Annotated in this window: 21 protein-coding genes; 3 read left to right on the top strand and 18 right to left on the bottom strand. The window is 59.7% G+C overall.

Features of this window, described 5'->3' with window-relative positions:
* The first annotated feature begins 32 nt into the window (after nucleotides 1–32).
* The 3 genes from JQ632_RS07950 (at nucleotide 33) to JQ632_RS07940 (ending at nucleotide 3,128) form a co-directional block, all read left to right on the top strand.
* Nucleotides 33–1,307 carry an ABC transporter substrate-binding protein gene (locus tag JQ632_RS07950; protein WP_212401741.1) on the top strand — a complete coding sequence of 425 codons (1,275 nt, stop codon included), beginning with the start codon at nucleotides 33–35 and terminating at the stop codon, nucleotides 1,305–1,307.
* A gap of 71 nt (nucleotides 1,308–1,378) precedes the next feature.
* A complete protein-coding gene (locus tag JQ632_RS07945) occupies nucleotides 1,379–2,227 on the top strand; it encodes a fumarylacetoacetate hydrolase family protein (RefSeq protein ID WP_212401740.1) in 849 nt (282 codons plus the stop codon).
* 304 nt (nucleotides 2,228–2,531) lie between these two features.
* Entirely contained in the window at nucleotides 2,532–3,128 is a 597-nt protein-coding gene (locus JQ632_RS07940) for a fumarylacetoacetate hydrolase family protein (RefSeq protein WP_212401739.1), read from the top strand.
* A gap of 290 nt (nucleotides 3,129–3,418) precedes the next feature.
* Here the strand turns inward: JQ632_RS07940 and JQ632_RS07935 are convergent, their stop codons facing one another.
* From JQ632_RS07935 to JQ632_RS07850, 18 genes are all read right to left on the bottom strand, one after another.
* The gene (locus JQ632_RS07935; protein WP_212401738.1) at nucleotides 3,419–4,555 is read right to left on the bottom strand and encodes a CaiB/BaiF CoA-transferase family protein; all 1,137 of its coding nucleotides are present in this window, start codon (nucleotides 4,553–4,555) and stop codon (nucleotides 3,419–3,421) included.
* Between the two features lie 33 nt (nucleotides 4,556–4,588).
* Entirely contained in the window at nucleotides 4,589–5,737 is a 1,149-nt protein-coding gene (locus JQ632_RS07930; RefSeq protein ID WP_212401737.1) for a thiolase C-terminal domain-containing protein, read from the bottom strand.
* The gene (locus tag JQ632_RS07925; protein WP_212401736.1) at nucleotides 5,734–6,150 is read right to left on the bottom strand and encodes a Zn-ribbon domain-containing OB-fold protein; all 417 of its coding nucleotides are present in this window, start codon (nucleotides 6,148–6,150) and stop codon (nucleotides 5,734–5,736) included. The genes JQ632_RS07930 and JQ632_RS07925 overlap by 4 nt, the downstream gene beginning before the upstream one ends.
* Nucleotides 6,151–6,161: 11 nt before the next feature.
* Complete coding sequence (locus JQ632_RS07920; RefSeq protein WP_212401735.1) at nucleotides 6,162–7,067, bottom strand: MaoC/PaaZ C-terminal domain-containing protein; 906 nt, start codon at nucleotides 7,065–7,067, stop codon at nucleotides 6,162–6,164.
* Between the two features lie 9 nt (nucleotides 7,068–7,076).
* Nucleotides 7,077–7,997 carry an SDR family NAD(P)-dependent oxidoreductase gene (locus JQ632_RS07915; protein WP_212401734.1) on the bottom strand — a complete coding sequence of 307 codons (921 nt, stop codon included), beginning with the start codon at nucleotides 7,995–7,997 and terminating at the stop codon, nucleotides 7,077–7,079.
* Nucleotides 7,998–8,090: 93 nt separating this feature from the next.
* Nucleotides 8,091–8,798 (bottom strand): TetR/AcrR family transcriptional regulator, encoded by a 708-nt coding sequence (locus JQ632_RS07910; protein WP_212401733.1) that lies wholly within the window; start codon nucleotides 8,796–8,798, stop codon nucleotides 8,091–8,093.
* Nucleotides 8,799–9,047: 249 nt separating this feature from the next.
* Nucleotides 9,048–9,506: a DUF3237 domain-containing protein gene (locus JQ632_RS07905; protein WP_212401732.1), complete on the bottom strand. Its 459-nt coding sequence runs from the start codon at nucleotides 9,504–9,506 to the stop codon at nucleotides 9,048–9,050.
* Nucleotides 9,507–9,684: 178 nt separating this feature from the next.
* Nucleotides 9,685–10,875: an ABC transporter substrate-binding protein gene (locus tag JQ632_RS07900; protein WP_212401731.1), complete on the bottom strand. Its 1,191-nt coding sequence runs from the start codon at nucleotides 10,873–10,875 to the stop codon at nucleotides 9,685–9,687.
* Nucleotides 10,876–11,323: 448 nt separating this feature from the next.
* Nucleotides 11,324–12,325: a branched-chain amino acid ABC transporter permease gene (locus JQ632_RS07895; RefSeq protein WP_212401730.1), complete on the bottom strand. Its 1,002-nt coding sequence runs from the start codon at nucleotides 12,323–12,325 to the stop codon at nucleotides 11,324–11,326.
* Between the two features lie 2 nt (nucleotides 12,326–12,327).
* Nucleotides 12,328–13,206 carry a branched-chain amino acid ABC transporter permease gene (locus JQ632_RS07890; protein WP_212401729.1) on the bottom strand — a complete coding sequence of 293 codons (879 nt, stop codon included), beginning with the start codon at nucleotides 13,204–13,206 and terminating at the stop codon, nucleotides 12,328–12,330.
* Between the two features lie 11 nt (nucleotides 13,207–13,217).
* Nucleotides 13,218–13,931 carry an ABC transporter ATP-binding protein gene (locus JQ632_RS07885; protein WP_212401728.1) on the bottom strand — a complete coding sequence of 238 codons (714 nt, stop codon included), beginning with the start codon at nucleotides 13,929–13,931 and terminating at the stop codon, nucleotides 13,218–13,220.
* On the bottom strand, nucleotides 13,928–14,716 hold the full coding sequence (locus tag JQ632_RS07880) for an ABC transporter ATP-binding protein (RefSeq protein WP_212401727.1): 789 nt from the start codon (nucleotides 14,714–14,716) through the stop codon (nucleotides 13,928–13,930). The genes JQ632_RS07885 and JQ632_RS07880 overlap by 4 nt, the downstream gene beginning before the upstream one ends.
* A gap of 188 nt (nucleotides 14,717–14,904) precedes the next feature.
* A complete protein-coding gene (locus JQ632_RS07875) occupies nucleotides 14,905–15,573 on the bottom strand; it encodes a nitroreductase (RefSeq protein WP_249151568.1) in 669 nt (222 codons plus the stop codon).
* A 726-nt stretch (nucleotides 15,574–16,299) separates the two neighbouring features.
* Nucleotides 16,300–17,502: an ABC transporter substrate-binding protein gene (locus JQ632_RS07870; protein ID WP_212401726.1), complete on the bottom strand. Its 1,203-nt coding sequence runs from the start codon at nucleotides 17,500–17,502 to the stop codon at nucleotides 16,300–16,302.
* A 57-nt stretch (nucleotides 17,503–17,559) separates the two neighbouring features.
* Nucleotides 17,560–18,261 carry an SDR family NAD(P)-dependent oxidoreductase gene (locus JQ632_RS07865; protein ID WP_212401725.1) on the bottom strand — a complete coding sequence of 234 codons (702 nt, stop codon included), beginning with the start codon at nucleotides 18,259–18,261 and terminating at the stop codon, nucleotides 17,560–17,562.
* 71 nt (nucleotides 18,262–18,332) lie between these two features.
* On the bottom strand, nucleotides 18,333–19,343 hold the full coding sequence (locus tag JQ632_RS07860; protein WP_212401724.1) for a nitronate monooxygenase family protein: 1,011 nt from the start codon (nucleotides 19,341–19,343) through the stop codon (nucleotides 18,333–18,335).
* Nucleotides 19,344–19,367: 24 nt separating this feature from the next.
* Complete coding sequence (locus JQ632_RS07855; RefSeq protein ID WP_212401723.1) at nucleotides 19,368–20,555, bottom strand: acetyl-CoA C-acyltransferase; 1,188 nt, start codon at nucleotides 20,553–20,555, stop codon at nucleotides 19,368–19,370.
* A 14-nt stretch (nucleotides 20,556–20,569) separates the two neighbouring features.
* On the bottom strand, nucleotides 20,570–21,700 hold the full coding sequence (locus JQ632_RS07850) for an acyl-CoA dehydrogenase family protein (protein ID WP_212401722.1): 1,131 nt from the start codon (nucleotides 21,698–21,700) through the stop codon (nucleotides 20,570–20,572).
* Between the last annotated feature and the right edge of the window lie 21 nt (nucleotides 21,701–21,721).

Here is a 21,721-nt window from a genome sequence, read left to right as displayed (position 1 = left end):
GAACACCCATGAATGCTACGTCACGACGCGCAATGATCAAGGCAGCAGCGGCACTAACTATCAGCGCTAGCGTATCCGCCTCATTCATGGAGCGTGCCGCCGCCCAAGCGACGGAAGTCGTCTACTCGACATTTCTCGATCCAAACAATACCAATGATCCTCGATCTGCAGCCCAGACGAAGATGATCCAGGCTTTCGAGAATAAGCACCCGGACATCAAAATTCGCCTTCTGGTCGACCCTACCGGCCAATCGGTCACTAGGGCAGTAAAATCCCGCAGCGATACGCCAGATGTTATCCGTGTTGTCAGCTTCGGGCTTCCCGAGTACGCGGCGACGGGCAATCTCGTCCCGCTCAACGACCTCGTCAAAAAGGAGGGGATTCCGGATGATGACTGGCTGTTGCCCCTATCGACGGCGCAGATCGACGGAAAGCTCTATGGCATTCCTCAGGATTTTCGCATCCCCATCCTTGTTTACCGCAAGGGCGCCCTTCAAGAAGCGGGTGTGACGCCGCCGAAGACGTGGGACGACGTTTGCGCGGCCGGCTCGAAATTTAAGCAGCCGAACGTCATTGGATTTGCCGTCCCGCTTGGCGCGACCGGGGGTATCGGAGGCGCACAAAGCCTCGCTGAGTTCTTCCTGAGCACGATGCTTGTTGGCCCGACCGGTCAGTACTTCGCTCCGGATGGAAAGATCGCGTTCTCAAAAGAGAATTTTATCCGCGCCGGAGAATCGATCAAGGACTTCTTTACAAAATGCAAGGTCACGTCACTGCGTAGCGCACAGATGGGGATCAACGAGGTTCATGACGGCCTCAGGTCCGGGACCATAGCGATGACCAATTTTGGTTTGTATCGCTTCAAGACTATTCAGGCGCAAGGGGCGGGTGACGATCTGGGTTGGGCTCCTGCACCATCGTTCTCGGATGCGGACAAGCAGACTGTCTACAGCTATTCCATCGCCTTGAACAAGCATTCGAAGAAACAGGATGCCGCTTGGACCTTCATGAAGTTTGTGATTTCGCCAGAGGCACAGGCGATCGCCGCCGAAGGCGGCGAGGTGGTGTCCAGAAAATCGGCATATACTACGCCGTATCTGCAAAGCGATGCAGGCAAGAATCAAAAGCAGTGGGCTGAGTTGGTGAGCCAGCGCGGCCGTGCCGTGGCTTATTCCCCGATCCTATCAACCTTCCACACTATTCTTGGCGAAGCTTTCCAGCGGATGGTGCTGAAAGATGAGTCACCCGAGAACGCCTACGCAGAAGTCGTCAAGCGCTATGACGAGGCGCTGACCAAGGCGCAATGATCGCACCATAAAGCCAAGCGTGTGGGATGGTAGCCTTCTTCACTCCACTCACCGTTCATGGAGATTCAAATATGAAGTTGTTTCGCTACGGACCGCCTCGCGAGGAGCGGCCTGCTCTTCTCGAAAGTGACGGCACAATTCGGGATCTCAGCGGGATCATCCAAGACGTGGATGGGGCGTCTGTGACCCCCGATGGGCTTCGACAGATTGCAGCACGCGATCCCAAAACGCTGCCTATCGTGAGCCAAGTAGATCGGATCGGCCCCTGTCTCGGCGGCGTGGGCAAGTTCATCTGCATTGGGCTCAATTACATCGATCACGCACAAGAGACGGGTAATCAGGCGCCCGCCGAGCCCGTCGTGTTCATGAAAGCGACGAGCGCCATCGTCGGTCCCAATGACAACATCGTCCAACCGCGCGGGTCCAACAAACTGGACTGGGAGGTCGAGTTGGGGGTCGTAATCGGAACGAAGGCAAAATATGTGTCCGAGGAGCGTGCCCTCGAACATGTGGCGGGCTACTTCCTTGCCAATGATGTCTCTGAAAGGGCGCTGCAGAGCGAGGGTACCGGTCAGTGGACCAAGGGCAAGAGCTGCGATACCTTCGGGCCGATCGGACCTTGGTTCGTCACCGCCGATGAGATCCCGAACCCCCAAGCGCTCCGGCTCTGGCTCGATGTTGACGGCGTCCGGCGCCAGGACGGCACGACTGCGAACATGATCTTTAGCGTTGCCCAGCTTGTGAGCTATCTCAGCGGGCTCATGACGCTTCACCCTGGTGACGTGATTATCACGGGAACACCCGCCGGCGTCGCCCAAGGGATGAAACCTCCAGCCTATCTACGCCCCGGCCAAATCATCACGCTCGGTATCGAAGGACTGGGCGAACAGAGGCAGACCGTCGTAGCTGACGCAGCCTGATAGTACGTCCGCGGTGAGCGGTCCCTTCCGCACTTGCAGTGTCCATGCGATCGCTCCCTGACTGGGGCAGCGCGCTAGCAGTCGATTCGTCGTGTCATCATCGGCCGGGATAGGGTCAACAGGTAACGAGGTCAGAATGGCTCTTCAGCATTCGCCCCCTTCCGAAGGACAATCTCTCGCAGACGAGTTGGTTCGCGCCCACTTGACCGGAAGGGGAGTTGTTTCCTCCTCTCTTCCTGTGCCGCATAGTCCAGCGAGTGCCATGCAAGTACAAGCTTTGGTGCAGGAGCGCCTAGCTAGGCCCGTGGGCGGCTGGAAAGTGGCGATAGGGCCGCAGCAATTGCCGGTCGCCGCCCCGCTCTTGGATTTATATCCAGACTCATCAGACATTTCGTTATTTCGCAACTGCACGATAGAGGTCGAACTTGCGGTTCGCCTCCGTACAGATCTTCCAAGGCGTGAGGCCGGGACTTACGAGCGCTCCGATATTCTCGACGCGATCGAAAACGCTGTGTTGGGCATTGAGGTGATCGGGGGACGGTTCGATAGCGTGGCAAATGTGTCTTTCTTATCATTTCTCGCGGATAACCTTGGAAACCGGGCCTATGTCGTCGGCGACAGCGTGCCGCTCTCTGCCCTCAGCGAGGTCAATGGCCTCGACTGTCTTGTGACGCTGGATGGACAACCTCTCTATCAGGCCCCTGCATCCCATCCCGCCGGGGATCCGCTATTGCCTTTGCTGGCTTATGCGAACGCGCAAAGCGACTATCTCGGGGGATTGAAGGCGGGACAGCTCGTGACGACAGGGAGCCTTAGCGGCGTCCTGCCGGTCCGTGCCACTGGCCTGTTAGAAGCTCGTATTTCGCAGGTCGGCCGGACTTCCGTGCGGTTTTCTGATTAGCGCCGATTCTCGTTCGTCGCGTGCATCAGGTCCGGACGCTCTTCGCACGCCCCAGTCGGGACGGAGCGGCACTCGAAGCCGGCGCCAAGACGATGTCTCTGAAGCGCGTGATCGAACCATGATGTCGCTTCGGCGGTTTTGGCCTGCATCGCTCACCTTAACGCCAGCACGGGCTCGCGTATCGTCGTAGACGACGAGAGACATCTATGAGCCCAGCGCGCCACTCGACGGCTCCTGCGGCCTCACCAAAGCTTAAGTACAAGACTCCCAAGTGCCCTTTGCTTAAGGGCCTATGAAAGCACCGTACGTTGGCTGGGTCGTTGTTTCGGGTCGATCTGCCATTCACGCAGCAGATCATCGACGCCCACACCTAGCTCCGGAACCGGACCCGGATCATTCGCCGGCGTGCGGCTAAAGCGAGGCGCTGCGGCCGGTTGCACAACCCCCTCAACGTCAACGAAAGTCCGGCGATGACGCAGGTGCGGATGTGTCGGGGCTTCCGACATCGACAGCACCGGCGCGGCGCAAACGTCGAGAGGCTCGAGTTGCGCCTGCCATGCGTCGCGTGTTCTCGTACGAAATCGCTCCTTCAGCAGCTCCCGCATGCGCGGCCAGTTCTCTCGATTCGCTCGTGAATCGGCCAGACCTGGATCAATGCCAATCTGTCGCAGCAATTCGTCATGGAAACGCTGTTCGAGCGCACCAATTGCCAGCCATTTGCCATCTGCGCACTCATACACGTCATAGAAGTACGCGCCAGAATCGAGCAAATTGGTTCCACGCTCGGACGTCAAGTTGCCTGCCGCCGCCATGCCAAAAAAGGCAGCCATCAGCGACGCAGTGCCGTCGATCATCGCGGCATCAACTACCTGCCCGAGACCTGACTTCTGACGCTCCACCAACGCTGACAGGATACCCAAAGCAAGATACAGCGCCCCGCCGGCAAAGTCGCTCACCAGATTGAGTGGAACCGTCGGGGGTTGATTCCTGCGACCTATCGCGTTCAACGCGCCGCTCAACGCCAGATACGTGATGTCATGGCCGGCTCGCATCGCCAGCGGACCGTCTTGTCCCCAACCAGTCATGCGGCCGTAAACCAGCTTCGGATTGAGCGCCATGGCGGGCTCCGGTCCGATTCCGAGCCGCTCCGCGACTCCGGGGCGGAAACCTTCAATCAGCACATCGGCTTTTCCCACTACGCTGAGCACGAAATCACGAGCATCGCTGTTCTTAAGATCGAGTTGCAGCGATGGCCGCCCGCGTAGAATTATGTTGCAGCCGCGAGGAAGATCATCAACGAGATCGGGGCTTCCATCGCGCTCGATGCGAAGTACGGATGCACCGAGGTCGGCCAACAACATCGTGCACATTGGCGCCGGGCCAATTCCAGCAATCTCAACAACACGGATCCCGCTCAACGGTCCCATTTTGTCATGCTCCGCAGTGATACGCGAGCGCACTTAGGGAACGAGGTTGCCGAGCACGATAGTGCTGCTTACGCTGAACATTCCGCCGACACCATGGGCCACCGAGATCTTTGCGTTCGGGACCTGAGCAGGCGCAATTCCTCGAACTTGGCGGACGCTCTCCTGCAACGCGTACATGCCGTACATGCCCGAATGCATGTAGCTTAGTCCGCCCCCATTCGTGTTTACGGGCAGAGAGCCGCCGGGTGCCGTATGGCCCTCCGCAATCATGTCCGCAGCTTCACCGCGTCCGCAGAAGCCCAGATCCTCCAAGCCATAGAGCGGCAGGTGAGCGAAGGCGTCGTAAATCATCAGGTGATCGACGTCGTGGTGGCTAATACCGGCGTCTTTGAACGCCGCCGCGCCCGAGCTTCTGAAGGCCGCCGAGGACGTAAAGTCCTCCATCTGACTGATCATCGTTGTCTCGCTCGCTTCGCCCGACCCTAACACGTAGACCGGGCTGCTGGAGAATTCGGTGGCACGCTCCGGCGCAGTTATGATCAACGCCCCCCCTCCGTCAGTCTGCGGACAGCACATCAGCAGCGTGAAAGGATAAGCAACCATGCGAGAGGCGAGCACGTCGTCGACGGTGATTGGATCTTTGAACGTGGCCTTCGGATTCAACGCCGCCCACTGCCGCTGGATGACCGGCACCATGGCCAATTTCTCCAGGGATATCCCGTAGGTCTTCAGGTATCTCAGGACAGGTATGGTGAACATGGTGGGAGCGCCGACAACTCCGAACGGCGCCTCGAACTGACCAACCAGACTCATCGGTTGGGGAGGCCAAGGAAAGAAGGGGGCTGGGACCCTCGACTTTCCGCTCTCCCCGTGAGTGATGAGCACGGTGCTGCACAGGCCCTGCCGGATGGCGGCGACGGCATGGCGCACGTGCATCATGAACGAGCACCCACCGACCGCCGTACCGTCGATCCAAGTCGGCTTGATGCCCAGATAGTGTGCTAACAGGACAGGATCTTCGCCTGCCGTTGCTAAGCCGTCGATTTTTCCAGCGGCGATTCCGGCGTCCGCAAGCGCGTTAATCGCCGCGTCGGCGTGAAGCTGCAACTGCGACATGTCCGGCACGACGCCGATCCTAGTGGTTTCCGCTGCTCCGACGATGGCCGCTTGCGCCTTGCTCAAGATGCTTCTCCTTGGGGTTCGAAGAGCGGGAGTGTTATCTCGTTGGAGAGTTCCTTGAACGTCACTCGCAACGGCATGTCCAGGACGAGCGCCTCCGGAGTCTGCGGGACGTTGATGATATTCGTCATCAACCGTGGCCCCTCTTCCAGTTCGACGACCGCGATTGAATAAGGCGCTTCGAAGCCAGGTGCTGCGCGATGGCTGATCACATAGCTGTACAGCCGAGCCCGCCCGCTGCATTCTCTTGGAGCGACATCGCGGCTACCGCATTTGCAGCAAAACGGTCGCGGCGGAAAATAGGTATGCTCGCATTGGCGGCACTGTTGAAGCACGAGACGACCTTGACGCGTACCGTCCCAAAAGTGCTTCGTCTCGGGCGTCGCGGTCGGAACGTAACGTTTTCCCTTGTCCATGTAGATGTTCCTTAGTGACTGGCTGAGCCGCTCGGATCGACGGTGGCGTTCGTAGCCGCGTACTCGACAAAACCGTTGTCGAGCACCACCCGGTTGCGCTCGATCACCTTGCAGCGGAAAAGGGCTGAGCCCTGATGCTCTCGCCAGATTTCCGTTTGGATGGTTTCTCCGGGAAACACGGGCGCCGTGAATCGAACGTCCATCCGTTGAAGGCGCTGAGGTTCGTAGTCGCACAACACTTTCAGCAAGGCATGCCCCGCGATGCCGTAGGCACATGAGCCGTGCAAGATCGGGCGCTCAAATCCAGCGCCCGTTGCGACACTGGGATCGGCATGCAACGGATTGCGATCTCCTGTCAGTCGGTACAGCAGCGCACTCTGCGGCAGAGTCGACAGCGCACAGACGTGGTCGGGAGCGCGATCCGGAACAGCGCGAGGGGATGGCGTCTTTCTAACCTCGCCGGAAAAGCCACCGTTACCCCGTAATACGAAACAGCCCAGCTCGGTGGCTAACGGATAATTGCTCTCAGCGTCCCGGATGCCACGCTCGAAGTAGAGCATCGCTCCCTTGCCTGCCCCCTTGTCGACGATGTCCAAGATGCGCATTCGGCTGATAATTCCGCCCACGGGCGAAAGAGGAGCATGAATCGTAAGGCTCGATTCGCCATGCAGCATCTTGCGCAAGTCGATGCCGATAGCCGGGTCAGTCAGGAATCCCGTGTCCGTCATGCCCAGAACGATGGGCATTGTCGGAAATGCCTGAAGGCTCTTCTCGTAGACGAACTTGAGTTGACGCGGATCGACCGGATCTGCCCCGACCCCCAAGCTGAGCGCGTAAAGGATAGTATCCTTGTCGTCGTAATGGCGAACGACGTCCTTGAAGGGCCAGTTCATCAGGCGGCTATGGTCAAGTGTCATGTCGAAGCCTCAGACCGGATCCCAGCTGAACACGTCCAGGTGCGACGTCAGCGGGAAGAAAGACGGCGAAAGCGCGGGCAGCATGACATCCGCAAGACTTTGCATGCCCCACCCGCCATCCCGATGAACCGATCGGATGGGCCGGGGCTGGCTCATCAGAAATATCTCGTTGCCGCGCACCTTGAAGATCTGACCGCTGACCGACTTGGCAGCGTCACTTGCCAGGAAGGCGCAGAGCGGAGCGATCTTTTCCGGCCCCATCTTCTTCTGGAACATGGCCGCCCGCTCTTCCTCCTCCTTGGACCGTATCGGGACACTTGCGAGCAGACGGCTCCATGCCGAAGGAGCGATACAGTTCGATCTGACATTGTATTTGGCCATGTCGAACGCAATTCCGGTCGACATTCCCACGATGCCCATCTTTGCGGCGGCGTAGTTCGCCTGTCCGACCGCCCCGATCAATCCCGCCGGAGACGTGAAGTGGATGTAAGATCCGGAAGCCTGCGCCTTGAAGTGCGGCGCGGCCGCTCTCGAAACATAGAAGTAACCGAAAAGATGGACCTGCATGACCGAGGCCCACTCCTCCTCCGTCATGTTGTAGAACATGCGGTCACGCAGCATTCCGGCATTGTTCACGACCGCGTCGATGCGACCGTAGTTGTCGAGTGCCGCTGCAATGATTTGCTTGGCCGAAGCTTCGCTAGCGATGCTGTCGCTGTTCGCCACGGCCGTTCCCCCGGCCCGTTTGATTTCGGCAACAACCTCCTCGGCGATGGAGGCGTCGCTGCCGGAGCCGCTGGGTGCGCTCCCCAAATCGTTGACCACGACCCGAGCGCCTTCTTTTGCCGCAAAGAGCGCAATTTCACGGCCTATACCGCGCCCTCCGCCGGTCACCAGAAGAACCTTGTCAACGAGATCGATCTCGCTCATGCGGCGCCTCTCCCGAATTTCCTATGTGTTCGACTAGCATTCCTATTAGATCAACCAGTCACAGCCGTCAACATCCGCGCATGATTAAAGTCACTATTGCCGCAACAGGCCGCCGAGGAAAAAGTCGAGCAGTGCGTCTGGGATCGCACCAGCAGCCTTCCGATCCTTCATGTCCACGCCGTGCGCAAGCCTTATCAGCGGAGCCAGGCAGAAGATGAACGAAGACGAAAGAAGTATGCCGTGAGTAACCAGGAAGGGGGGCAAGTCCTTCGCAACCCCTGTGGCTATCGCCGCCTTCACAATATTCTCAAGCACATCTATTCTTTTTTGAAAATGCCTGCGCACAAGCCACTCCAGCCTCTCGCTATCCGCGATCGACTCTAGCACCAAAATGCTCGCAAGCTCGGTCCTCGACGCCGACATGGCGATGAACCTCCGCACAATGACACGGAGTTGATCTACGGGATTTAGATCACGCAGTTCCTGAAGATCTAATGGAAATCGCTTGTCAAGATCGTGCATCAGATAAGTCATGGCATCCTTCCACAACTGATCTTTCGACCCGAAATGATAGTGTATGATGGCCTGAGAGAACCCTGCGGCGGCCGCGATATCTCCGGTCGAAACGCCATCGAAGCCCTTTTTGGCAAACAGCTCAACTGCCGTCTGCAGCAAACTGTCGCGAGAGCTGAGGCTTGCCGCATCGGGCTCCGCTCCACGCTTCCCTGCGGCCCGTTTTGGTTTCTTATTGGGCCGGACAGCGGACGACTGCACCCTCTGATTCTTGCTGCTAAATCCCACAACCGATTCCTCTCGTGCCTCCAAGGCCCGTAGGATGGTTGTAAAGCATTTTTGGGCGACGGTACAACGAGTTCGTCGCTACCGTAATCGCGAAGGGGCTTGCGAGCACCGATGATTGGAAGTTACCGCAGATTCGGTTGTGGGTGTTGACTGAGAGCTTGGATCAAAGACGACCACCAAGAATGGTTTCATGCGAAATAAGGATCTTGGGTTGATGGCCGCTGTTTCGCGGGCGGCACTGTGAAAGACTTACAGCACTTGGTGCACGTCGATCACTACGCGGTCACCGAGGCGGGCGATGGAGGCAATGAAGATATGCTGCATCAACCACTTATATTTTTCGTGACCGGTCTCAAATCTTGGCGCGGTACGACAGTATACTAGCTTGGGATCGACCGCCTCGCCGCGACTCAGCTTTTGCAACAATTCGGCGGGACCGAAGCGGAGGCCTCTATTTTCGACATAGACAACGGCACCGTCGTCCGTCTCAAAAGCATACTTGGCTTCGATCTCCATCAATCCGTTGGGTCGGATCATCTGGAAGTCGGCACCGGCAGCGCAGAACTTACCGTTGATCTTGCCCCTCACCTCGCCGCCCAATATCGGAACGATCCGGCGGATGCCGGTACCGATGTCGCCCGCGGAGGTTACTTCGCCGACATGTGCCGTGATGGTGAATACGTATTTTGTTTCGAGGGCTGGGGTCATGATCTATATCCTTCGATGTCGACTAAGATGCTGAGGGAAAAAAAGCCCGGTATTCACTTATACCGGGCTTAGTTGAAGGACTCGCCGGCGCGAGCCCTTGGTCCGGCCGGGAGGCGGCCGAAGCGTAGAGTGGGCCCGGACACCCGGCTCAGAGCCGCAGCGCCCGGCGCTCGGCGGTTCATTCAATTGGAACGAATCTTTTCCCGTCGAACTGCGTGAGTATTTGATCTGAGATGAGATGTCTTTGTGTAGGCGAGGTGTTTATCTTCACGCCCGGCAGCAGGAGACCGCCGAGGTCCACATTGTGGAGATTCATGGAGATGGAGTTGATATTCTCCCGCGTGAGGTTGTTGCCAGCTTCGCGCAGGATATGAGCGAGAAGTCGCCCGTATAGATAGCCTTGCACATTGATCACGGAATACAGATTTGCGCCGGGACGATACTTCTTCATGAACTCCTTGTACTCGAGCGCAGCCGGTTCTGTCTCCCAGGTCGGATCGTACGCGGATTGGATGTATTGATATGAGATAATGCCGACCGCCTTTTCCATTCCGACCGGCTCGAATACGTCGATATTGGCCCACTTCCCGTTCAAAAGGTGAAGTGGCTTCCATTTTAGGTTTGAGAGCGTGCGAATTGATTGGACTGCCGCCCTGCCCGCACTGACGTTCAACAGGACGTCTGCTTCTGTCGCGGCGAGCTGAGTGATCTGAGAATCGATCGTCGGCTCCGTAACCTCGTAGGCAGCCTCCTTCACTATCTGAATGCCGGGAGACGACGCAATCGCGTCCTTAAATCCTTTTGCGTAGTCCTTGCCGAAGTCATCATTCTGAAACAGGATCGCGACTTTTGCAGTCTTGAACTTTTCGGCTACATATTTCCCGAGCGCGACCCCTTCCGCAAGATTGCTGGGAATGACGGAACTGCTCCAAGGGAAGGCTGGATCGTTGAACCGCGAACTACCAGTACCCGCGAATAGCTGCGGGACCTTCTTGGCGTTGAGGTATTTTTGAGTAGCAGTGGCGGTTGGAGTTCCGAACGGGTTGAATATCGCAAGTACTTCGTCCTGCTCAACAAGCTTACGCGTCTGTTCAATGGCTTTCGCGGGGCTGTAATTGTCGTCCAGCGAGATGAAGGTCACTTTCCTTCCGTTTATGCCGCCGCGCTCATTGATCATGGCCATGTAGGCCGCTTCAGTAAGCCCCAGCTCGCCGACCGATGAGAGCGGACCGCTATACGGATAGGTCTGGCCGATCTTGATTTCGCTGTCCGAAGCGCCCGGGTCGTATTTGCTGGGCGACTGAGCAAGGACTGCGTTTCCTATCAGCCCGAACATGCAAGCGAAGCTAAGGCACCTCAATGCGTTCATCTAAAGTCCTCCCCACTAAATGGTTGATTGCTTCATTGCGATCTGCGTTTGAGACGTGCCGCTCACCGCGATCTTTTCCTACTTGTTCGCATATTTTTCCTACTTAAACAACCAGTTTTTGAAATCGAGTGTCTCGGCGCGCTACCCCGATTGGGCCGAACGCCGGGGAGATGCGCCCGGATAGCAATCGGCTCGACCCTCCGGTCACTCTCGCGACGCGATACTGTTCTCTAGGGGCAAATCCGAGCTTGTCGTTCCACGTGGCGTAAAGGTACCCAAATGGGCGGGAGAAACAGCAGACGGTCCGCCTTACGCATACTGATGCTCTCGAACGCGCACCTTCGCGACGAACTCATGTACGTCCGAAAAGGTCAAGCGCGACGGACTGGATCATTGACTCAAAAGTAGGAGTGATGGCCTTAGAGAAATAGCCGCGCCAGATATGCCTTCAGGTTCTCCTCCGCTCCACGAGTCTTAGAATATCCCTCGCCCCATGCGGCACGAGGTAGATGACGAGGAACAGCAGGACACCGAACACCGCGCCGGAGAGGCCCTTGGAGATGCCCTCCGCGATATTCGGCACGAAGATGATGAAGGCCGCGCCGACGATCGAGCCGGGCAGCCAGCCGACGCCGCCGACGACCATGCCGAGGAACAGCGAGATCGCCAGCGTGATGGTGTAGCCGTCGGGCGCCACGAACTGTACCGCGATGGCGCCAAGGCCGCCGGCGACGCCGGTGATGCCCGCGGAGACGCCGAAGGCCAGCGTCTTGTACAGCGCGACGTCAACGCCCATTGCGGAGGCCGCGATCTCGTTGTCGCGGATCGCCATGAAGGCACGGCCCGAGCGCGAGCGCAGCAGGTTGACCGAGGCGACGTAAATCGCGATCGTAATTGCCAGGGAGAAATAATACAGCCATAGGTCCTGCGAAATCGGCAGGCCGAATGGCGCGTCGGGCTTGGTGACGACGAGGCCCTGCACGCCGCCGGTCCAGCCCTCGAAATAACCGAGCTTCAGCAGTTGCGGCAAGGCGGTGGCGAGCGCGAACGTCGCGAGCGCGAGATAGACCCCGGAAAGCCGCAGCGCAGGCTGCCCGAACAGGTAGCCGAAGCCGAAGCAGACCACGCCGGCAATCGGCAGCGTCAGCGCGTAGTTGACATTGAATTGCTCCATTAACACGGCGGTCGTATAGGCGCCGATGGCGTAGAACGCGCTCTGGCCCAGCGAGAACTGGCCCGAGCCACCTGTCAGGATGTTCAACGCCAGCACCGCGAGCCCGTAGATCAGAAGCATCGTCATCTGGAAGATGATGAAGTTCTTGACGAAGACCGGCAGGATGACTAGTGCCGCGAGCACCACCAGCGAGGTGCCGGTACCCAACGTCATGACTCGCTTCGGAACAGCCTCTACGGCTTGACCTTCCGTGACGACGTCTTCTGCTGCGCTCATGATCACACTCGCTTGACGATAGGCCGGCCGAACAAGCCCGCCGGTTTCACGACCAGGACGGAGATGATCAGCGCGAGCGCGATCGGAAGCTTCAGCTCATTGCCGACGCCGGGGATGTAGGTTCCGACCAGGTTCTCGAAGATGCCAACCAGGAAGCCACCGGTGACGGCGCCGAGCGGTGAGCTCAGGCCGCCGAGTACCGCGGCGGCGAAGCCGTAGATCAGCACGCCGCCCATCATGTTGGGCTCGAGGAAGACGACCGGTGCGACCAGCATGCCGGCGATCGAGCCGATCGCGGTCGCCATGCCCCAGCCGAGCGCGACCATCCAGCTCGTGTTGATGCCGACGAGGCGAGCCGATTCCGGCACCGAAGCGGCCGCACGCATCGCCAGGCCGATACGGGTATACTGGAAGAAAAAATAGAGGCCGAGCAGCAGCAGCACGGTAACCCCGATCATGCCGGCTTGGTGGGTCGAGATTAGCTGGCTGCCGAGGAGCGGCGCGGAGCCGAACGGAGTCGGATATTGCTTGATGGTGAAGTCCCAGATCAGGCCCGCCGACGAGTTGATGATCGCAAACAGCGCGATGAAGCCGGCGACGTTGGTCAGCACCGGCGCCTTCGCGAGCGGCTTGAACAGGATGCGTTCGATCGCAATGCCGCCGACGAAGGAGAGCGCCAGCGTAATCACGAAGGCGCCCCAATAGGGCACGCCCCATTGCATCAGCTGCCAGGAGATGAAGGTCGCGAACATCGCCATCTCGCCCTGCGCGAAATTGAGATGGTCGATCGCCTGGTAGATCATGACCACGGCGAGCGCCATGCAGGCATAGATGGCGCCGGTGGCAATGCCGGCCAGCACCTGGTTGGTAAAAAGCTCCATCGGCCGGCTCCTCAGTAACCCAGATAGGATTTGCGGATTTCTTCGTTGTTCGCGATGTCCTTGGCCTTGCCGGACATCACGATACGGCCGGTCTCGATCACATAGGCCTGGTCGGCGAGCTCGAGCGCGAGCTGGGCGTTCTGCTCGACCACCAGGATCGACACCTTGTCCTCGCGGTTGATCTTGCCGAGGATGCCGAACAGGTCGCGCACCACGAGTGGCGCCAGGCCGAAGGACGGCTCGTCGAGCAGCATCAGCCGCGGCCGCAGCATCAGTGCACGCGCGACCGCAAGCATCTGCTGCTCGCCGCCGGAGAGCGTGCCGGCCTGCTGCGTGTGGCGCTGCTTCAGCACCGGGAAATGCGCATACATGCGCTCGATGTCGGAGATGATGCCGGCATTGTCCTTGCGGGTGATGGCCCCCAGTTGGAGATTCTCCTCCACCGTCATGGTGGTGAAGGTGCCGCGCCCCTGCGGCACATGCGCGATGCCGAAGCGCACGATGTTCTCGGTCGATTTGTTGTTCAGCGGCTTGCCGTCGAACTCGATGCCGCCGGTGGAGCGTACCATGTTGCAGATCGCACGCAACGTGGTGGTCTTGCCGGCACCGTTGGCACCCAGCAGCGTCGTCAGCGAGCCCTCGTTGAGCGAGAAGGAAAGGCCATGAAGCGCCTGGACCTGGCCGTAATAGGCGCGCAGGTCCTTGACGTTGAGCAGCGTCGTCATTGGTCCTTGCTCCCGAGATAGGCCTTGATGACGTCGGGATCTGCCTGCACCTGGGCGGGCGTGCCTTCCGCGAGCTTCTTGCCGAAATTCAGCGCCACGACGTGATCTGCGATCGACATCACGAGGCCCATGTGATGCTCGACCAGCAGCACGGTCATGTGGCGGTCGTCGCGGATGCGGCGGATGAGGTCGCCGAGCACATAGACTTCCTCATGATTGAGACCGCCGGCGGGCTCGTCGAGCAGCAGGATCTTTGGATCCGCCGCCAGCGCCCGCGCCAATTCGACGCGCTTCTGGGTGCCGAACGGCAGGCCGGAGACGGTCGTATGGGCGACCTCTTCGAGGTCGAGATAGGCGAGGATCTCCTGCACCTTCTTGTTGACGCTGGTCTCGCTGCGCCGGACCCAGGCGAGCCTCAGAGAGTCGCTGATGATGTCGCTCGAAGTCTTCGAATGGGCGCCGACGCGAACGTTGTCCATCACCGACAGGTTCGGAAAGAGCGCCACGTTCTGGAAGGTGCGGCCGATGCCGATTTCGGCGATCCGGTGCGGCGGTCGCGTCAGGATGCTCGCGCCTTCCATCAGGATGTCGCCGGACGACGGCTGGTACAGGCGCGAGAGGCAGTTGAAGAGCGTGGTCTTGCCGGCGCCGTTGGGGCCGATCAATCCGAGGATCTGACCCTTGTGCATGTCGAACGACACGCCGTTGAGCGCGATGATGCCGCCGAACACGACGCTGACGTCGCGAACCGCGAGCAGGATATTCACGGTTGCGGATGCGCGCAATGTGCTGACCTCATTGGATAGTCGACAGTATTTTTATGCGCAGTCGGGCCACCTACTCAGCGGGGCAGCTCGTAGTTGAGCTGGGACAGCGCCGAACTAGCGTAGTCGGCACCGACATCCAGTGCGCAGTTTCCCTAACCCGTTCATTCAATTCGAATGAACCGTTGCCCGTCGAAAGCCCCGGTGGATCAAAATCCGCGAAAGGTCGTGAATTCTTCCACCGGCACGCGATCGGTCGTGAAGTTGTTGATGGGGTGAGCCAGATCGGCATAGCCCAGGGACATCCCGCAATAGACGACGAGGTTTGGTGGCAAGCCCAAATGCGCTGATACGGTTTTCGGCCAAGCAGACCACGCCTCCTGCGCGCACGTACCGAGGCCGGCCTCTTCCGCCAGCAGCATCACGGTCTGAATAAACATACCGAGGTGTACCCACTGGGGCTTGTCAAAACAACGATCGATCGCAAAGATCAGGCCCACGGGCGCGCCAAAAAACTCGTAATTCCGGGCGAACTGCTGCAGACGTCCTGCCTTGTCTTCGCGCGGCACTTTTATCGACGCATAAAGATCTTCTCCGTTTTTCTTGCGCCGAGCGTTGAACGTATCCGGCAGTTGGTCCGGATAGACCTTGAATTCCCCACCCTCTCTTGCCCCTTTGAGGTTATCGAGGGTTTTCTTCTTCAGTTCAGCCAGGTCGTCACCGACCATCACGTAAACGTTCCATGGCTGCAGATTGCCCCCTGATGGTGACCTAGCCGCAGCTTCCAATATGCTTCGCAAGAGATTGGCGCTAACGGGCTTATCAATGAACGCCCTCGTCGATCGCCTCGCCCGCACGGCTTCGCTCACAGACATCATTCCAACTTCCTCCCCGAATGCGCAGCGCCCGAGCGATGCAGGCCCGCTTCATATTTTCCATGGTGACGCCGCGGTCCGAGCTAGGCCTGGGACGCGGTCCATCCTACTCCCTATTAGATTACATGTATTTCCTACTTGATCAACCAGTTTTTTCCATAGTTAAGTCAGTAAACCGGTCGGATTGGTTTCTTCTGTCGCTTGACACAGGCGCTTCATGTAGCCGGAGGCATCAACCCCGCCGCATGCTCCAACGCGCGTGTCTCGCGGGACCAATAATGGGATGACGAGCAAGCCTCGATCTCCTGGCCCGCTGCATCAACGCCATGCACTTAGGGACCGACTTCGCGACAGACCGACGTGTCGAAACGACGCATAACTTGCCCCTCGGAATGTGAAAGCTTCAAACGGCCCCCACTCCTTGACACTCTCGTGCCGCCGAAGAGCCGTCCGCAGCATCACAAGCAGAGGAACCGCGCACAAATCGCCTGGGCTACCACGTTCGCCTCAACTGTGAGATCACTCGAGATCCGACCAGCTCAGTATGTTGGCCAACTGTCTTTCGCTCTCCCGGCTGCCCTCCATGTGGGGTTCTGCCCATGGCAGCCTCAAGTAACGTCGCATTTTCACGCCTGTGATGCCCTTGCCTAAACTCTCCGACAGGACTGGTTTCGGTTACAGTCTAATTGCTCCGCTCAAGCCAACACCAGCACTCGCCCTACTACTGATTCAGTTCTGGTCGGCATTCAGAACGCTGCCGAACTGCTCCCAGGAGTTTCCAGTCCAGCGTTGCAGCTGAAGCTGCGTGTACGCCATACTGTTGCTCGGGCCAGTGTTGATCGCAATACCGGGCATCAGCGTCGGAAGCACGAGTTCCTTGATGCTGCGCGCCTGCTTCAGAATATTCTCGCGCGACAGGTCGTTGCCGCATTGCTTGAGCACCTGCTCCAGGATCTGGCCCTGCTGGGTTCCGAACAGATAATTATTGTCGCCAATGTCGGAGCCGGGAAGATATTTCTCGAAGTACTCGCGATACCACTTCATACCGGGGTCGTTGGCCCACCTCTTGTCGTTCGGGTCCTTTGTGACGGTCGCTGCAACAACCCCGACCGCCTTGTCCGCTCCGGCCGGCACGATGGTTGCGGAGACCGAGCTCGATACATAGTTGATGATGGTGAGCGGCGACCAGCCGATCTCGTTCGCCTTCTTGATTGCCTGGGCGGTGAATTTGGGCGTGCCCGCGATCACGAAGGCCTGGGCTCCCGATGCCTTGAGCGACACCACATGGGACTCAATGGTGGGTTCGGTAACTTCGTAGGGCGAGGCGGCCACCTTCCGGTCGAAATCGGCTTTCAGCACCTCCTTGAACGCCGCGACGAAGTCGCGGCCGAGGTCGTCGTTTTGGTAGAGGATCGCGATCTTCGCATCGGGCGCAGTTTGAGTGATGTACTTCGCGTAGATCTTGCCTTCGGTATTGTAGCTCGGCAGTCCCGTGGTCGTCATCGGAAAGTCGGTGAAATTGGCAAATTTGGTCGCACCGCTGACCACGAAGAGGTGTGGCACCTTTTTGCCATTCACATATTTGACGGTCGCGCTGAGACCCGGTGTCCCGAGTGGGCTGAACAGCAGTGCCACCTCGTCACCCTCGATCAGCTTCCTGGTCTGTTCGACGGCCTTTGGCGGACTATAGGCATCGTCATAGGTCACGAGGTTGATCTTGCGGCCATTTATGCCGCCACGGTCGTTGATCGAACGAACGTACGCAATGAGGCCCTTGCCGGTGTTGCTGAGCGGAGACGCGGGACCGCTGAACGGGAAAGTCGCCCCAACCTTAATCTCCGATTCCGTCACGCCGGGTGCATCGGCATGAACCGGCATCGCGGCAAATGCCGCCAGCGCGGCCACGGAAAGTACCAATCTCCTTATCAACATCGCATGTCCTCCTAAGCTTGTTATGATCTGAGCGGCTCTGCCTGGCTGGCTCGCGAACTACCAGGCTTCTCCGAACGGCCTGATCTCTACATTGAACGACCAGGCACTGCGGTCCTGGTGAACGACGTGCCAGATCTCATCCGCGATCGCCCGCGGTTTGATAAAGAAGTCGTCCGTCCGGTCCGGCCAACGCTTTCTGGTCCATTCGAGATCAATCACGGCGTCGATGACGACGTAGGCGACGTGGACGCCTTGCGGTCCGAGATCACGCGCTATCGCCTCGGCAAGGATCCGTTGCGCCGCCTTGGTCGGCGCGAAGCCGGCAAAGCCCGGCTTGCCTCGCAACGCTGATGTGTTTCCGGTCGCGACAATGGCCCCACGGCTCGCCTGCAACATCGCCGGGGCAAACCGCCGCGCCAGATACAGCAGTCCCATCGTGTTGATCTGGAAGTTACGATTAAGGATCGCCGGATCGATCTCGCTGAACTTGCCAAATGCGCCGCCGACGGCGTTATGGATGACGACGGTGGGACTGCCCAGATCTTGCTCGACGGTGGATGCCACGAGCTCAACTTGCGCAGCATCGGACACGTCGCATCGATAGGCCTTTGCGCCTGGCAATTGGTGCGCCAGCGCGGCGAGGCGTTCCTGGTTCCTGGCGAGAAGAGCGAGGCGGTATCCTCCCTCGGCAAATCGTCTTGCCAGCGCCGATCCCGTGCCCGGCCCAACGCCGGTTATCAGACAGACAGGTGCGCTCATGTGGTACAGACCTCGATGTTCGGCCGACGGCCCATTCCGGCTCGTAACCCTGCCCTGCGCAGATTCGCGGTTCAGGCGACTGCGCGCGCCTTGTCCGTTTGGACCTTGCCGTCGAGGAAGCCAGTCAGCCGCTGACGAATGATCGTCTCCGCTTCGCTCATGATGCGATCGATCAGCTCCTTGACAGTCGGGATGTCGCGGATCAGCCCGACCACCATGCCGCAGCTCCACGCACCCGCATCCATCTGGCCATCGACCATCACCTTCGGATAGACGCCGGCCACCTGGTCGAGGATGTCGTCGATCTTCAAGCTTGCGCCCTTTTCGCGTTCGATCTCGAGCAGCTCGTCGACGCCCTTGTTCCTGAGCACGCGCTCGGTGTTGCGCAGCGCGCGCATAACCAGAACGGTGTCGAGCTCGGTCGCCTTGACCAGCGCCTGCTTCACATTGTCATGGACCGGGGCTTCCTTGGTGGCGACGAAGCGCGTGCCCATGTTCATTCCGGAGGCGCCCATCGCGAGCGCGCCGACGAGGCTGCGTCCATCTGCCATGCCGCCAGAGGCTACGAACGGGATCTTCAGCTCATCCGCCGCCCGCGGCAGCAGGATCATGTTCGGAATGTCGTCCTCGCCGGGATGACCGCCACACTCGAACCCGTCGACGCTGACGGCGTCACAGCCGATCTTCTCGGCCTTCAGCGAGTGACGAACCGAGGTGCATTTGTGGATCACCTTGATGCCGGCGGCCTTCAGCGCCGGCATGTAGGCTTCCGGGCTGCGGCCCGCGGTCTCCACCGCCTTGATGCCGCCCTCGCGGATCGCAGCGATATATTCCGGATAAGGCGGATCCGACAGTGTCGGCAGGAAGGTCAGGTTCACGCCGAACGGCTTGTCGGTCATGTCGCGGCAGCGGGCGATCTCCCTGGCAAGAAGCTCGGGCGTTTTCTGGGTGAGGCCGGTGATGATGCCGAGCCCTCCGGCATTGGACACCGCTGCCGCCATCTCGGCGAAGCCGACATAATGCATACCGCCCTGGATGATCGGATGCTGGATGCCGAACAGTTCAGTGATCGCTGTCTTCACGAATGATCTCCCCGCGTTTGCCGCTCAGTGAACGATTTCAAACAGGCCGGCCGCGCCCATGCCGCCGCCGATGCACATGGTCACGACACCGTATTTCGCCTTGCGCCGGCGCCCCTCGATCAGGAGATGGCCAGTGAGGCGCGAGCCGGTCATACCGTAGGGATGGCCGATCGCGATGGAGCCGCCGTTGACGTTGAGCTTATCCGGATCGATGCCGAGCTTGTCGCGGCAATAGATCACCTGAACCGCATAGGCTTCGTTGAGCTCCCAGAGATCAATGTCGTCGATCTTCAGATTATGACGCTTGAGCAGCCGCGGGATCGCCGCGACCGGGCCGACGCCCATCTCGTCCGGCTCGACACCAGCGGCGACGAAGCCGCGGAAGATGCCGAGCGGCTTGAGGCCTTTCCTGGCCGCGATCTTGTCGCTCATGATCACGCAGGCCGAAGCGCCATCCGAGAGCTGGCTCGCGTTGCCCGCGCTGATGGTCTTTCCCTCGAACACCGGCCTGATCTTGGCGAGCCCTTCCGCGGTGGTTTCCGGACGCGGGCCTTCGTCTTTGCTCAGCGTCACCTGCTCGTAAGTGACCTCCCTGGTGTCCTTGTTGACGAGCGTCATTTTGGTCGTGATCGGCACGATCTCGTCGTTGAAGCAGCCGGCCTGCAAGGCGGCGCCGATGCGGCGCTGGCATTCGAGGCTGTATTCGTCCTGCTTGTCGCGGCCGATCTTGTAGCGCTCGGCGACGACCTCCGCGGTATCCAGCATCGACATGTACATTTCGGGCTTCATCGCCATCAGCTCATCGTCGACGGAGTGGAACTTGTTCATGTGCTCGTTCTGCACGAGGCTGATCGACTCGATGCCGCCGCCGATGGCAACCTCGACGCCGTCCAGCATCACCGAGCGTGCGGCCACCGCGATGGCCTGAAGTCCGGACGCGCATTGCCGGTCGATGGTGGTGCCGGCGACGGTGACCGGCAGACCGGCGCGGATCGCGCCCTTGCGCGCCACGTTCATCACCATGGTGCCTTGCTGCATCGCGCAGCCCATCACCACGTCTTCCACCTCATCAGGCGCGATGCCGGCGCGCTTCACCGCTTCGGCCATCACGTGCCCGGCCATGGTCGGGCCGTCGGTGTTGTTGAGCGCGCCGCGATAGGCCTTGCCGACGGCCGTCCTTGCGGTGGAGACGATGACTGCTTCAGTGGTCACGCTGGCCTCTTCTCTTACGCGGCCGCACCCAGCTGCGCGTAACGCAGCAGGTGGAAGGCGGGATCGCCAAACTGAATGTTAATGGACGAGATTCGCTTGAAATAGTGCCCCACGTTGAGCTCGTCGGTCATGCCCATGCCGCCGTGAAGCTGCACCGCCTGGTCGGCAACGAACTTGCCGGCATAGCCGATCTTCGACTTGGCACCGGAGGCGAGCCGCGACAGGCCGGAATCGCCGGTGCCGAGGCTCAGGCTCAGATGCTGCATCAGGGAGAGCGCTTCCTGATGAGCAATGAACATGTCGACCATGCGGTGCTGCAGCACCTGGAATGAGCCGATGGTGGTGCCGAACTGCTTGCGGGTCTTCGAATAGTCCAGTGTCGCGGCGTTCAGTTCGCCGATGGCGCCGACGGCCTCGGCAGTGAGCGCGCCGATGGCCCGGTCGCGACCGGCTTCCAGCAAGGCAACGCCCTCGCCTTCCCGTCCGAGCAATTGTCCGCGGACCTCGCGCAGGCTGACATCCGCGGCCCGGCGGCCGTCGATCGTCTTGAAGCTCTGGAGATCGAGACCGGCGGCGCGGCGGTCGACCACGAACAGGCTAACACCGCCACGGTCGCGCTCGCCGCCCGAGGTCCGCGCCGAGACGATCAGATAATCGGCCCAGGGCGCGGCGATCACCATGGTCTTGGCACCGTTCAGAACGTAGTCGTTGCCCTCGCGCCGTGCTCGCGTCGCGACATTGGCAAAATCGAAGCGGGATGCCTTCTCCGTCCAAGCAAGCGCCCAGATCTTGGTGCCGTCGATGATGCCAGGAATGAAACCCTGCCGCTGTTCCGGCGTGCCAACGTGCTCGACCAAGCCGCCGGCCAGCACCACCGTCTCGATGAATGGCTCGACCACGAGATGACGACCAAACTCGTGCATGATGATCATGGTCGACAGCGGGCCGCCGCCGAGACCGCCGGCGTCTTCCGAGAACGGCGCAGCGAGCAGACCGAGTTCGGCGAAGGCCGCCCACTGTTTCCGGCTGAAGCCTTCCTCGCTCGCCGCGATCTTGCGTCGCGCCTCGAAATCATACTGGTCGCGCAGCAGCCGCTGGACGCTGGAGCGCAGCAATTCCTGCTCTTCCGTGAACTGAATATCCATCCGACCCTCCCAGATCCGGCG

It is taken from the genome of Bradyrhizobium liaoningense (assembly GCF_018130955.1).
Classification (GTDB): Bacteria; Pseudomonadota; Alphaproteobacteria; order Rhizobiales; family Xanthobacteraceae; genus Bradyrhizobium; species Bradyrhizobium liaoningense_C.
The sequence above is the reverse complement of the archived record's forward strand: the minus strand, read 5'-3'. Positions and strand labels throughout refer to the sequence as shown.

What these genes read in the sequence shown, in the direction of transcription:
- JQ632_RS07950 (WP_212401741.1), top strand. Translation starts at nt 33, where the DNA reads ATGATCAAGGCAGCAGCGGCACTAACTATCAGCGCTAGCGTATCCGCC.
- JQ632_RS07945 (WP_212401740.1), top strand. Translation starts at nt 1,379, where the DNA reads ATGAAGTTGTTTCGCTACGGACCGCCTCGCGAGGAGCGGCCTGCTCTT.
- JQ632_RS07935 (WP_212401738.1), bottom strand. Translation starts at nt 4,555, where the DNA reads ATGGGACCGTTGAGCGGGATCCGTGTTGTTGAGATTGCTGGAATTGGC.
- JQ632_RS07925 (WP_212401736.1), bottom strand. Translation starts at nt 6,150, where the DNA reads ATGGACAAGGGAAAACGTTACGTTCCGACCGCGACGCCCGAGACGAAG.
- JQ632_RS07920 (WP_212401735.1), bottom strand. Translation starts at nt 7,067, where the DNA reads ATGACACTTGACCATAGCCGCCTGATGAACTGGCCCTTCAAGGACGTC.
- JQ632_RS07915 (WP_212401734.1), bottom strand. Translation starts at nt 7,997, where the DNA reads ATGAGCGAGATCGATCTCGTTGACAAGGTTCTTCTGGTGACCGGCGGA.
- JQ632_RS07905 (WP_212401732.1), bottom strand. Translation starts at nt 9,506, where the DNA reads ATGACCCCAGCCCTCGAAACAAAATACGTATTCACCATCACGGCACAT.
- JQ632_RS07900 (WP_212401731.1), bottom strand. Translation starts at nt 10,875, where the DNA reads ATGAACGCATTGAGGTGCCTTAGCTTCGCTTGCATGTTCGGGCTGATA.
- JQ632_RS07895 (WP_212401730.1), bottom strand. Translation starts at nt 12,325, where the DNA reads ATGAGCGCAGCAGAAGACGTCGTCACGGAAGGTCAAGCCGTAGAGGCT.
- JQ632_RS07890 (WP_212401729.1), bottom strand. Translation starts at nt 13,206, where the DNA reads ATGGAGCTTTTTACCAACCAGGTGCTGGCCGGCATTGCCACCGGCGCC.
- JQ632_RS07885 (WP_212401728.1), bottom strand. Translation starts at nt 13,931, where the DNA reads ATGACGACGCTGCTCAACGTCAAGGACCTGCGCGCCTATTACGGCCAG.
- JQ632_RS07875 (WP_249151568.1), bottom strand. Translation starts at nt 15,573, where the DNA reads ATGATGTCTGTGAGCGAAGCCGTGCGGGCGAGGCGATCGACGAGGGCG.
- JQ632_RS07870 (WP_212401726.1), bottom strand. Translation starts at nt 17,502, where the DNA reads ATGTTGATAAGGAGATTGGTACTTTCCGTGGCCGCGCTGGCGGCATTT.
- JQ632_RS07865 (WP_212401725.1), bottom strand. Translation starts at nt 18,261, where the DNA reads ATGAGCGCACCTGTCTGTCTGATAACCGGCGTTGGGCCGGGCACGGGA.
- JQ632_RS07850 (WP_212401722.1), bottom strand. Translation starts at nt 21,700, where the DNA reads ATGGATATTCAGTTCACGGAAGAGCAGGAATTGCTGCGCTCCAGCGTC.